Genomic DNA, 11,807 nt, shown 5'->3' with positions numbered 1-11,807 from the left:
TGTGCTCCCTGCCGCGTCCCGGTTACAGCGCCTTTTCGTAGCAGTTCAGAGTCTCCCGGATGAAGCCCTGGAAAAAGAACTCCGTGGCCCCGGCGAAGCGGTAGCCCAGGGAGGGGTAGAGCCGGTTGGCGGGGAGGTTGCCCTCCCAGGTGTCCAGGCGGATGACGGTCCGCCCCTGGCGGCGGGCCTCCTCCTCGCAGAAGGCCGCCATCCGGCGGGCCAGGCCCCGGCCGGACCAGGCCGGGTGGATGCAGAGGGTGTGGATGACGCCCACCTGCTCCGTCTGCGCCGGGATGGACCAGGGGATGGCGCCGTACTCCGGGAGCTGGAGGCCGTTCAGGTTCACCACGCCCCAGAGGGCGCCGGCCTCCTCGCCCACGTACAGCGTCCCGGCCTCCAGCGCCTCCCGGGCGGTGGCCTCCGTGGGGTATTTGCCCCGCTGCCAGTTGGTGTACACGGGGCCCTGCGCCTCCTGGTCCAAAATGGCGTCGTAAATGGCGGCGACGGCGGGCAGATCCGCCAAAGCGGCAGGTCGAATCATAGTGTGCAGTCTCCTTTTGTTGTCTGATCTTCATCAGGGCCGGTCCGACCGGCCCATCGGGTAGTCCGGGCTCACGCGGTACAAATCCGCCAGTTTGATGAGTATGTCGATGGGGATATTGATGGTGCCGCCCTCGTATTCGGAATACGTGCTTGGGGTCACACCCAGGTATTGGCGATTTCCTGCTGTTTTTTGTCCCGGTCCTCCCGAAGGTCCCGGATTCGTTGAACGTACATCGAATCGTCCTCCGTCAGGGCCGGTCGGACCGGCCCGCCAGGTAGTCCAGGCTCACGTGATACAGGTCCGCCAGCTTGATGAGCATGTCGATGGGAACCAGGATTTTACCCAGCTCGTATTTGGAGTAGGTGGTCTGGCGCACGCCCAGGAGGTTTGCCACATGCGCTTGGGTCCAATCCCGGTCCTCCCGCAGATCGCGGATACGCGGAAACAGCATAAAAATCACCCTGCATCATCATACAATAGTCCCTGTGCGACTATTGTGTTTTAGTCGTGAAAGGACTATGACGAGAGGAAGGTGCGTCCCATGACAGGGTATCCCAGGCAGGAGACGGCGGTGTGCGGTGCCTGCGCTCACTTCCGCCGGCACTTCGTCTGCTGCGGCAGGCGGTACGCGCCCCTCTCGTACGGGCACTGCGTCTTTCCGCGGCGCAAGCCCCGCGGGCGGAGGCGGGCTGTGCCCGGTTTCAGCCCCGGCGGGAGACATGAAAGCGGTCCGGCGCACCTTGGGTGCGCCGGACCGCTTGTCAGCAGGGGACCGCCTCCCGGGCGGCCTGGAGGAAGACCCGCACCTGGGCGGCCTGGCCCGGCAGCAGGGGGAGGGACAGCCCCTCGCCGTGGGCGGAGGTGATGGAGAGAACGGCGTCCCCGTCGGCGGGCGGGGCGATGCGGACCTCCTCCCAGGGGAGGTAGACGGCCCGGGTGCCGTAGAAATCGGTGGACAGCACCACCAGCCCCCGGTCCGCGGCGGCTAGAAAGTACTCCGGCTGGGGCATCTTCCGCAGGAAGTAGACCAGGCTCCGCTCCCGGCCCCGGAACCACAGGTGGGCCCGGGGCGGGCCGCCGTACCGGCAGCACAGCAGGGAGGTGAAATACATGGCGTAGCTGTCCCGGCGGAGCTGGGCCCACTCCGGCGTCTCCGGATGGTCTGCGGCGGGACGGAAGTCCGGCGGGCTGCCCAGCAGCAGGTTCAGCAGGGGGAGGAGCTGGTCCTCCCGGGTCTTGTTGTAGGAGAAGGACACCTGGCTGCCGTCCCGCAGGAAAGCGGTGACGTCGCAGCACAGCAGGCGGACCTGGTAGCGCAGCTGCACCGTCTCCCCCGGGCGGATCTCCCGCCCGGTCAGGCGGCCCTGCCGGAGGGTCTGGAGCGAGACGGCGTCCCCCCACCAGGCGGCGGCGTACTCCGGCCCGCCGGCGTACTGGTGGACCCGGGGGATGTGGATGACGTGCTGTGGCGGCAGGCCCTGGGCCGCCCAGGCCTCCAGTGCCGGGCGGAAAGGCGGGGGCAGCTCCTCCCAGGCCTGGATGCACCTGGGCCAGGAGGCCAGAGTGGGCCGCTGGTCGTCCCGAATGGCCACGGACGGCACCTCCTTTTCAATGGATTCCGGGGCCCGCGCCGCCGGAGAGGAAAAAACCGCGGCGCCGCAGACAACTGCGCGGCGCCGCGGAGCGGGATCAGAGAGAATCGTCCGCGGGGGGCGCGGAGGGCGTCTCATCGGGGGTCTGGGTCGCCTGGGGAGCGGGCGGCTCCGGGGCGGCCTCCGCCTCCTCGTCGGGGGCGGGCGCCTCCGCCGGGGGCTCGATCTTCTGGGAGATCATGTGCACCTTCCGGGCGGGGGCCTCGATGGCGGGGGTGCGGTCCAGGGTGGAGGCGTAGGCGTCCTCCACCAGCTCCGGGTCCCGGCCCTCGATGATGGCCACCATCTCGGCGCCGGTGATGGTCTCCTTCTCCAGGAGGTAGGCCACCACCTTGTCCATGTCCTCCCGGTTGTGGGAGAGAATCTCCACGGCCTGCCGGTAGGCGTAGTCCAGGATCTCCTTCACGGCGGAGTCCATTCGGGCGGCGGTGTCCTGGGCGCAGTCCATGCCGTAGCCGCCGTCCAGATACTGGTTGCGGCGGGAGGCCAGGGCCATCATGCCGAACTCCTCGCTCATGCCGAACATGGCCACCATGTTCCGGGCGATGGAGGTGGCCTCCTGGATGTCCTGGGAGGCGCCGTTGGTCATGGTGTTCAGCACCACTTCCTCCGCCGCCCGGCCGCCCATGGAGACGGCGATCTTGGCCATCAGCTCGTCCTTGGTGCGCAGCTCCGTCTTGTCCTCCTCGGGCATCAGCAGGGTGTAGCCCAGGGCGCCCTGGGTGTGGGGGACGATGGTGATCTTCTGCACCGGCTCGGTGTTCTTCTGCTTGTAGGCCACCATGGCGTGGCCCACCTCATGGTAGGCCACCAGCTTTTTCTCAAACTCCGTCAGGACGCTGCCCTTCTTCTCCGTGCCGGCGATGACCAGCTCGAAGGCGGCCAGCAGGTCCTCCTGGGTCACCAGCTTGCGCCCCTTGCGGACGGCCCGCAGCGCGGCCTCGTTCACCAGGTTGGCCAGATCCGCGCCCACGCAGCCGGCGGTGGCCAGGGCCACCTTTTTCAGGTTCACGTCCTCTGCCAGGCGGATGTTCCGGGTGTGGACCTGGAGGGTGGCCAGGCGGCCGGACAGGTTGGGCCGGTCGATGATGATGCGCCGGTCGAACCGGCCGGGCCGCAGCAGCGCCTGGTCCAGCACCTCCGGGCGGTTGGTGGCGGCCAGGAGGATAATGCCCTTGGTGGGGTCGAAGCCGTCCATCTCCGCCAGCAGCTGGTTCAGCGTCTGCTCCCGCTCGTCGTTGCCGCCCATGCGGTTGTCCCGGGACTTGCCGATGGTGTCGATCTCGTCGATGAAGACGATGCAGGGGGCCACCTTGGCGGCCTCCTTAAAGAGGTCCCGGACCCGGCTGGCGCCCACGCCCACGAACATCTCCACAAAGTCGGAGCCGGAGATGGAGAAGAAGGGCACGTTGGCCTCGCCGGCCACGGCCTTGGCAAGCAGCGTCTTGCCGGTGCCCGGAGGGCCCACCAGAAGGGCGCCCTTGGGCAGCTTCGCGCCGATTTCCGTGTACTTGCCGGGATTGTGGAGGAAGTCGATGATCTCCGTCAGGGACTCCTTGGCCTCGTCCTGGCCCGCCACGTCCCGGAAGGTGACGCCGGTGGACTTCTCCATATACACCTTGGCGTTGGCCTTGCCCACGCCGCCGAGGCCGCCCATACCGCCCATGCCGCCCTTTTTGCTCATCCAGCGCATGGCCAGGGAGAACATCAGCATGATGAACACGAAGGGCAGCACATAGCTCACCAGCATGGCCATCACGGGGCTGACGGGGGGCTGGTAGGTCTCCTTGAACCGCACGCCGTTTTCGTGGAGGTAGGCCACCAGCTCGTCGTTGGGCAGCTCCACCACGATGGGGTCCAGCGCCGTGGTCCGGGCCTCCCCCGCTTGGTCGGTGTAGGTCCACACGGCGGCGCCGTCCTCCCCGGTGGACTTGGTGTAGGCGACGCCGTCCTTGTCGGTGTACACATAGCCGTCCGCCGGGGTCAGGTGCATGATGGCCTCGTTGGGGTCAAAGGCCACCTCCGTCAGCTCGCCCTGCTCCACCAGGTCCAGGAAGTCACTGTAATACAGCTCCACGCTGGAGGCCTGGTGGCCGGCGCTGGTCATGTAGGTACCGGCGTAGCTGACGAGGATGGTCAGCAGCAGCGCCCAGCACACCAGGGAGACGATCCCTCTCGCATTGCTGTTTTTGCCGCCGCCGGGGCTGTTTTTCTTGTTGTTTTGATCCATGTATCCGGAAGCTCCTTTCGGGGAAAACCAATCCTTCATAATCGTTGTGCGCAGCGCACCAAAATTATAACGCAGTATACCACACAAGCGGCGCGGCCACAAGGACAAGGGCGTTTTTTTTCATGAAGTTTCTGTAAATTCACACTTTATTGTACCCGGCTTGTATGATATACTACCATCTGAATGTGACAAAATCTTCGCTTGAGGGAGACGCTATGGACGAACAGAAGAAGGACGGCCTCACCGCCGGGGCCGACGGCATCATCGAGGGCCGCAACGCCGTCATCGAGGCCCTGCGGGCGGGGGAGACCATCGACAAGATTTACCTCCAGAAGGGGGAGACGGACAAAACCCTGGGCCACATCGCCTCCAAGGCCCGGGCGGCGGGCGTGGTGGTGGTGGAGGCGGACCGGCGGAAGCTGGACGCCATGAGCCGGACCCACGCCCATCAGGGGGTCATCGCCCTGGCGGCGGTGCGGGAGTACGTCAGCGTGGAGCAGATTCTCCAGGCGGCGGCGGACCGGGGGGAGCAGCCCCTCATCGTGGTGTGCGACGAGATCTCCGACCCCCACAACCTGGGGGCCGTCATCCGCACCGCCGAGTGCGCCGGGGCCCACGGCGTGGTGATTCCCAAGCGCCGCAGCGCCGGGCTCACCGCCGTGGTGGCCAAGACCTCCGCCGGCGCCGTGGCCCACGTGCCCGTGGCCCGGGTACCCAACATCCCCGCGCTGCTGAAGGACCTGAAAAAGCAGGGCGTCTGGGTGTTCGGCACGGCGGCGGGGGGCACCACCGGGCTGTACGACGCGGATTTGAAGGGGCCTGCGGCCATCGTCATCGGCAGCGAGGGGGACGGTATGACCCGCCTGGCCATGGAGAACTGCGATTTTCTGGTCAGCATCCCCATGCGGGGGAAGCTGAATTCCCTGAACGCCTCCGCCGCGGCGGCGATTCTGCTGTATGAGGCGGTGCGCCAGCGCCTGAACTGAGGAGAGGATCAAAAGACATGACTCCCAAGGACGAGAAAACGCTATACGAGACCCTGGATTCCCTCAGCGCCGGGACCGACGTGCCCGCGGCGGAGGAGGAATTCTCGTTGGAGGAGATTCTGGCGGAGTACGGCGCCGGGCGGGAGGAGAAGCTGTTGCGGGACGTGGAGGAGGAGCTGGCCGCCGAGGCGCCGGTGCCGCCCCCCGCCGCCGCGCCGCCCGCCCCGGTGCCGGACCCTGTGCCGGAGCCGGTCCCCGCCCCGGCGGAGCCGACCCGGCAGGAGGCCCGGACGGTGGACCTGGAAAAGCTGGAGGAGGAGCTGCCCCGCCCCCCCCGTCCCGTCTCCCTGGAGGAGGTGGTGGGCTGCACCGTGGACGCCGTGATGGAGGAGCACCAGGAGCCGCTTTTGAAGCCCCGGCGGGGCCTGTTTTCCCGGCGGCGGCTGGAGGAGGACACGGAGCGGCTGTACGCCCCGCCGGAGCCGGAGATCGAGCCGGTGCCGGAGGAGGAGGTCATCGGCCCGGAGGAGGTGCCCTGGGACGCGGCGGAGACCTTCCGCAGGGAGTACCACCGCCGCCGGGGCGGACTGTTCGCGGCGGCGGTGGCGGCGCTGTTCCCCACGGTGCTGTTGGTGCTGGAGCGGCAGGGGTATGCGGTGCCCTACTGGTCCGGGGACCCCCGGCTCCAGAGTGCGGTGCTGCTGGCCTGCCTGGGGGTGGTGGCGCTGCTGTGCCGCAGCGTGTTTGTCAAGGGGGCGCAGATGGTGCTGCGCAAGCGGTGCACCAGCGAGCTGCTGATCTCCCTGTCGGCGGTGGTGTCGGCGGCGGACTGTGCGGCCCGGCTGGCCCTGCCGGAGCGCGCGGACGCCATGCCCTACGCGGCGGTGAGCTGCCTGGCGCTGGTGTTTGCCCTGTGGGGCATCAGCCGGGAGAGCCAGGGAAAGTACGACACCTTCCGGGCGGCGGCCATGGACGACGAGCCGCCCTATCTGGTGACGGAGACGGACCGGGGCGCCTGCAAGCAGCGGGGCACCCTGCCCGGGTTCTACACCGCCGCCATGCGGGACGACGCCGCCACGCTGTGGCAGACGGCCATCTTGCCGGTGGTGCTGGTGGGGTCCCTGGTCTTCGCCGGGCTGGGCTCCCTGGGCCAGGGCCGGGACGCGGACTTCCTTTTGAACTGGTCCGCCATCCTGGCGGCGGGGGCCTCCTTCGCCCTGCCGCTGTGCTGGGGCCTGCCCTTCTCCCGCCTGGCCCGGCACCTGCAAAAGACCGGCTGCGCCGTGGCCGGGTGGTACGGCGCGGAGCGGATCAGCCGGAAGAAGTGCATGATTTTGACGGACGCGGACCTGTTCCCCCCGGGGACCATCCAGCTCAACGGGGTCAAGGTCTTCGGCGAGGAGCTGAACAAGGTCCGCTCCTACGCCGCCACCATGGCCCGCGCCGCCGGCAGCGGGCTGGAGCGGCTGTTTGACGGCCTGCTGCGCAGCGAGGGCGGCCGCTACGAAAAGGCGGAGGATTTCAGCTTCTTCGAGGAGGGGGGCTGGTCCGCCGCCATCCGGGGGGAGACGGTGCTGATGGGCACCGCGTCCTTCATGCGGAAGATGGACGTGCGCCTCCCCGCCGGCATCAACCTGAAAACCGGCGTGTTCCTGGCGGTGGACCGCCAGATCACGGCGGTGTTCGCCGTGAAGTACAACCCGGCGGAAAACGTGGACTTCGCCCTGCGAATGATGCGCCGCAGCCATATCACGCCCATCCTGGCTGCCCGGGACCCCAACATCAACCCCGGTCTGCTGAAGCGGAAGTTTCACAAAAAGGTGCGGGTGGAGTACCCGGACCTGACGGCCCGGGTGGCCCTCAGCGAGGCGGAGCTGGACCGGGGTATGCCCCGGGCGCTGCTGTTCCGGGAGGGGCTGCTGCCCTACGCGGAGACGGTGGCGGGCAGCCGCCGCATGTGCAAGGCGGTGCGCCGGGCCACGGCCCTGGGCCTGCTGGGCAGTGCCTCGGGGACGCTGCTGGCCTTTTACCTGACGGGCATGGGGGCCTACGACCTGCTGACCCCCCTGGCACTGGAGGTATTTTTGCTGTTGTGGACGGCGCCGGTGCTGCTGATGGCGGACTGGACGGGCCGCTATTAAAAGAGAGAAGAGAGACCAAGGAGCGCCGCCTGCGCCATCCCCGCAGGCGGCCTCCTCCTTTTTTTGCCCTGTTGCCAAAATTTTTGCTCCAAATTTCTCCCTCCTGCCCAAAATGGGGAATCTGCCAAAATTTCTGTTGTATTAACCGGGTCGCCGTTGTATAATTTCTACATTGGTATGTCCAGTAATCCCGTGGAGACGCCGATCCCGGCCCGGGTTCATCGCTTTCGGGCCGTGTAAACAGCACGATTGAAGGAGTGGAACGATCATGAGCTATTCTGTACAGAACATCCGGAACGTCTGCCTGCTGGGCCACAGCGGCAGCGGCAAGACCGCCCTGGCGGAGAGCCTGCTCTACATGACGGGCGCCATCGACCGCATGGGCCGCGTGCCGGACGGAAACACCGTCTGCGACTACGATCCCGAGGAGACCAAGCGGCAGATTTCGATCTCCGCCGCCGTGGCGCCTCTGGAGTATAAGGGCTGCCGCATCAACCTTCTGGATACCCCCGGCGCCTTCGATTTTTCCGGCGAGGTGATGGAGGCCCTGCGGGCCGCCGACGCCGCCGTGATCGTCTGCTCCGCCAAGGACGGCATCTCCGTGGGCCTGGAGAAGGCCTGGAAGTACTGCGAGGAGCGGAACATGCCCCGCTTCGTCTATATCTCCAAGACGGACGAGGACAACAGCGACTACAACGCCACCTTCAACGCCCTGCGGGAGCACTTCGGCAAGAAGATCGCCCCGGTGGTGGTGCCCATCTGGGACGGCGACAAGAAGGTCACCGGCATCATCGACGTGCTGAACAAGCGGGCCTATGAGATGCAGGCGCTCAAGCGGGTGGAGATCGAGGTGCCGGAGGACAAGGAGCCCGTCATCACCGAGTTCAACGATGCTTTGAAGGAGTCCGTGGCGGAGACCAGCGAGGAATTGATGGACAAGTTCTTCGGCGGCGAGGACTTTACCTACGCCGAGATGATCCAGGGCCTGCGCCAGGGCGTCCGGGAGCTGAGCCTCTTCCCCGTGCTGTGCGGCTCCGCCGTCAACTGCATGGGCTCCCTCATGCTGATGGACAACATCGTGGACCTGCTGCCCAACCCCATGGAGGGCAACTACCACAAGGCCACCCGCCAGGACGGCGAGACCGAGGAGTTCGTGGTCTCCCCCGGCGGCGTGCCCACCGCCTTTGTGTTCAAGACCGTCTCCGACCAGTACGGCAAGTACTCCTTTGTGAAGGTCCTCTCCGGCAGCATCACCCCGGACCTCAGCATGGTCAACGCCCGCACCGGCAGCCCGGAGAAGCTGGGCCGCCTGTATGTGATGCGGGGCAAGAAGGCCGTGGAGGTCAAGGAGCTGGGCTGCGGCGACATCGGCGCCATCGCCAAGATGGAGAAGGTCAGAACCGGCGACACCCTGTGCGACGCCCGGAAGGTGGTGGCCCTGAAGAACATCCCCTTCGCGGAGCCCTGCTACTCCGTGGCCATCGTGCCCAAGACCCGGGGCCAGGAGGACAAGATCGCCCAGGGCCTCACCCGCCTGAATGAGGAGGACCCCACCTTCACGGTGGTGAACAACGGCGAGACCCACCAGATGGTGCTCTCCGGCTCCGGCGACATGCAGCTGGACGTGCTGGTGAGCAAGCTGCGTAGCCGCTTCAACGTGGAGGCGGAGTTGAAGCCCGTGCGGGTGCCCTACCGGGAGAAGATCCGCAAGACCGTTCAGAAGCAGGGCCGCCATAAGAAGCAGACCGGCGGCAGCGGCCAGTTCGGCGATGTGTGGGTCCGCTTCGAGCCCAATCCCGACAGCGAGGAGCTGGTCTTTACCGAGGAGGTCTTCGGCGGCTCCGTGCCCCGGAACTTCTTCCCCGCCGTGGAAAAGGGCATCCGGGAGGCCTGCGTCCACGGCCCGCTGGCGGGCTATCCCGTGGTGAATCTGAAGGCCGTGCTGTACGACGGCTCCTATCACCCGGTGGACTCCTCCGAAATCGCCTTCAAAACCGCCGCCCAGCTGGCCTATAAGGCCGCTCTGCCGGAGGCCAGCCCCGTGTTGCTGGAGCCGGTGGGCGAGCTGAAGGTCACCGTGCCGGACAGCTACATGGGCGACGTCATCGGCGATCTGAACAAGCGCCGGGGCCGCGTCATGGGGATGGACCCCACCGAGGACGGCGGCCAGGTCATCACCGCCGAGGTCCCCATGGCGGAGATGGGCAGCTATGCCATCGACCTGCGGTCCATGACCCAGAGCCGCGGCAGCTTCGTCTTCCACTTCGTCCGTTACGAGGACTGCCCGCCTCTGGCCCAGGAGAAGGCCATCGCGGAGGCGAAGGCCCTGGCGGAGCAGCAGTAAGGGAATACGCGCGGGCAGTCCGTCCAGGGTTCCCGCCGGGACACAGCGAAGCGGTCCCGGTGGGAAGCGGAGGGGCAAAGGAATGCAGCGCAGGTTTCGCCGAGAGGCGGAAGCGGAGCGGAATGGAGTTCGCCCCGATGCCGCCCGCCTCTGGCGCAGGAGAAGGCCATCGCGGAGGCGAAGGCCCTGGCGGAGCAGCAGGAAAACGACCTGCCCGGGGTTCCTGCCAAGACGCAGCGGAGCCGAAACCATCTGATGAAAAAACACGCCGCCGGGACCCCCGGCGGCGTGTTTTGCAAGAGAGAAAAGAAAGTTTGGAAATTTTTTTCCGTTGTTGCATTAGCAACTGTGCAATATTCGAATATCCTGTTATACTCATATCATCCCAAGCGGGACTACATGAAAAACGATAAAAATTTCCATTAATAAGGAGGATCATCTTATGAAGAAGTGGGTTTGCCAGGTTTGCGGTTATGTGTTCGAGGGCGAGAATCCCCCCGAGAAGTGCCCCCAGTGCGGTGTTCCCGCCTCCAAGTTCACTGAGCAGAAGGGCGAGATGAGCTGGGCCGCCGAGCATGTGGTGGGCGTGGCCCAGGGCGCTCCCGAGGAGATCATGGAGGGTCTGCGCGCCAACTTCACCGGCGAGTGCACCGAGGTGGGCATGTATCTGGCCATGGCCCGGGTGGCCCATCGCGAGGGCTATCCCGAGATCGGCCTGTACTGGGAGAAGGCCGCCTATGAGGAGGCCGAGCACGCCGCCAAGTTTGCCGAGCTCCTGGGCGAGGTGGTGACCGACTCCACCAAGAAGAACCTGGAGATGCGCATTGAGGCCGAGAACGGCGCCACCGCCGGGAAGTTCGAGATTGCCAAGATGGCCAAGCAGCTGAACCTGGACGCCATCCACGACACCGTTCATGAGATGGCCCGCGACGAGGCCCGCCACGGCAAGGCCTTCGAGGGTCTGCTGAAGCGCTACTTCGGCTGAGCCGGGCGCTGCGGAACAGCAAAATCAAACGGGAGGGGGATCACAACTGTGATCCCCCTCCCGTCTGCGTCTGCGGAGAGAAGGGGGCCCTGAGGGGCGGGGTTATTCCAGAGCCACCGTGACGGGCCGCCATTTGCGGACGTCGGGATTGCCGGGCTGGGTGGCCGTCTTGACGGCCGTATCCAGGTCCGCAAGGCTTTTGTAGATGGCGTTCCCGTTTTGGGGCTTTGTCCCGTTGTAATTCAGCCCCTGATACCAGGTGGAGTCCACGGGATTGTAGACCAGCGGCACGTTCCAATTCCCGTTGTTGACGGCAGGCGTCTCCTGCTTTTCGCGGGCGAAGAGCCAGGCTTCCCCGGTGTCGTTGCAGTAATAGGGCTCGATTTGATACACGGTGCCGTCCAGACGCAGCAGGGGCCAGGTGTTTCCATTTTCCTCAAAGAAGGCGGTGCGCAAACTCGGGTTGACTTTTTTGACGCCGTCGCCGGGGTCCTTTGAAAAGTCGATGAAGTTTTCCAGATAGGTCTTGACCCCGTCGGTGGAGGCGCCGCTGTTGGAGAGCGTGCCGTGCTCGCTGCAGGTGAGGGTGATGGTGCCGTCGCCCCCCACCTTGACGGTGACGGTCCCCACCGGACAGATGGTGCCGGCGTCCGCCAAAAACGCCTCGGCCTTCCGCTGGTCCAGTCCTTCCAGCATCGAGGCATAGACCAGCTCGGGCATCAGGTTGCGCCGGTTGGCCAGGCAGACCGCCTCCCGGGCCTTGGCCAGCTGGGTGCCGAAGACGGGGATGGCCACCGCCACCAGAACGCCGATGATGGCGACCACGATTAAGAGTTCCGCCAGGGTGAAGCCTTTCCGGCGGCGTTTAATATACATGGCTTCCCTCCTCCCGGCATCAGATTCTTGAGCGGCTTCCGCGTTTTTG

At 66.1% G+C, this 11,807-nt stretch carries 10 protein-coding genes; 4 read left to right on the top strand and 6 right to left on the bottom strand.

Translation table 11 applies throughout. The annotated features are described in order from the left end of the window. Positions 1 to 22: 22 nt before the first annotated feature. The 5 genes from QZS21_RS04410 to ftsH form a co-directional block, all read right to left on the bottom strand. Positions 23 to 541, bottom strand: coding sequence for a GNAT family N-acetyltransferase (locus QZS21_RS04410; RefSeq protein WP_295580704.1), 519 nt, complete (start codon positions 539 to 541; stop codon positions 23 to 25). Positions 542 to 574: 33 nt separating this feature from the next. Then, a complete protein-coding gene (locus QZS21_RS11650) occupies positions 575 to 703 on the bottom strand; it encodes a helix-turn-helix transcriptional regulator (protein ID WP_308589051.1) in 129 nt (42 codons plus the stop codon). A gap of 88 nt (positions 704 to 791) precedes the next feature. Beyond that, positions 792 to 995 (bottom strand): helix-turn-helix domain-containing protein, encoded by a 204-nt coding sequence (locus tag QZS21_RS04400; RefSeq protein ID WP_295580702.1) that lies wholly within the window; start codon positions 993 to 995, stop codon positions 792 to 794. A 310-nt stretch (positions 996 to 1,305) separates the two neighbouring features. Further along, positions 1,306 to 2,136, bottom strand: a complete 831-nt coding sequence (locus QZS21_RS04395; RefSeq protein WP_295580700.1) for a hypothetical protein — start codon at positions 2,134 to 2,136, stop codon at positions 1,306 to 1,308. A 97-nt stretch (positions 2,137 to 2,233) separates the two neighbouring features. Then, positions 2,234 to 4,426 (bottom strand): ATP-dependent zinc metalloprotease FtsH, encoded by a 2,193-nt coding sequence (gene ftsH / locus QZS21_RS04390; protein ID WP_295580698.1) that lies wholly within the window; start codon positions 4,424 to 4,426, stop codon positions 2,234 to 2,236. Positions 4,427 to 4,641: 215 nt separating this feature from the next. Between ftsH and rlmB the strand changes: the two genes are divergently transcribed. The 4 genes from rlmB (at position 4,642) to QZS21_RS04370 (ending at position 10,882) form a co-directional block, all read left to right on the top strand. Next, positions 4,642 to 5,412 (top strand): 23S rRNA (guanosine(2251)-2'-O)-methyltransferase RlmB, encoded by a 771-nt coding sequence (gene rlmB / locus QZS21_RS04385; protein ID WP_295580696.1) that lies wholly within the window; start codon positions 4,642 to 4,644, stop codon positions 5,410 to 5,412. A gap of 17 nt (positions 5,413 to 5,429) precedes the next feature. Further along, on the top strand, positions 5,430 to 7,553 hold the full coding sequence (locus QZS21_RS04380) for a hypothetical protein (protein WP_295580694.1): 2,124 nt from the start codon (positions 5,430 to 5,432) through the stop codon (positions 7,551 to 7,553). 268 nt (positions 7,554 to 7,821) lie between these two features. Further along, complete coding sequence (locus QZS21_RS04375; protein ID WP_295580692.1) at positions 7,822 to 9,897, top strand: elongation factor G; 2,076 nt, start codon at positions 7,822 to 7,824, stop codon at positions 9,895 to 9,897. Between the two features lie 442 nt (positions 9,898 to 10,339). Then, entirely contained in the window at positions 10,340 to 10,882 is a 543-nt protein-coding gene (locus tag QZS21_RS04370) for an NADH peroxidase (protein ID WP_295580691.1), read from the top strand. A 102-nt stretch (positions 10,883 to 10,984) separates the two neighbouring features. On the opposite strand, the gene QZS21_RS04365 is transcribed toward QZS21_RS04370, so the two are convergent. Continuing rightward, a complete protein-coding gene (locus QZS21_RS04365) occupies positions 10,985 to 11,758 on the bottom strand; it encodes a prepilin-type N-terminal cleavage/methylation domain-containing protein (RefSeq protein WP_295580690.1) in 774 nt (257 codons plus the stop codon). Positions 11,759 to 11,807 lie beyond the last annotated feature (49 nt).

This window comes from uncultured Oscillibacter sp. (genome assembly GCF_900544955.1).
Taxonomy (GTDB): Bacteria; Bacillota; Clostridia; order Oscillospirales; family Oscillospiraceae; genus Oscillibacter.
This window is presented reverse-complemented; position numbering and strand designations above follow the sequence as displayed.

Excerpts from the sequence above, each read along its gene's own strand:
- QZS21_RS04410 (WP_295580704.1), bottom strand. The coding sequence starts at position 541 with ATGATTCGACCTGCCGCTTTGGCGGATCTGCCCGCCGTCGCCGCCATT.
- QZS21_RS04400 (WP_295580702.1), bottom strand. The coding sequence starts at position 995 with ATGCTGTTTCCGCGTATCCGCGATCTGCGGGAGGACCGGGATTGGACC.
- ftsH (WP_295580698.1), bottom strand. The coding sequence starts at position 4,426 with ATGGATCAAAACAACAAGAAAAACAGCCCCGGCGGCGGCAAAAACAGC.
- rlmB (WP_295580696.1), top strand. The coding sequence starts at position 4,642 with ATGGACGAACAGAAGAAGGACGGCCTCACCGCCGGGGCCGACGGCATC.
- QZS21_RS04380 (WP_295580694.1), top strand. The coding sequence starts at position 5,430 with ATGACTCCCAAGGACGAGAAAACGCTATACGAGACCCTGGATTCCCTC.
- QZS21_RS04375 (WP_295580692.1), top strand. The coding sequence starts at position 7,822 with ATGAGCTATTCTGTACAGAACATCCGGAACGTCTGCCTGCTGGGCCAC.
- QZS21_RS04370 (WP_295580691.1), top strand. The coding sequence starts at position 10,340 with ATGAAGAAGTGGGTTTGCCAGGTTTGCGGTTATGTGTTCGAGGGCGAG.
- QZS21_RS04365 (WP_295580690.1), bottom strand. The coding sequence starts at position 11,758 with ATGTATATTAAACGCCGCCGGAAAGGCTTCACCCTGGCGGAACTCTTA.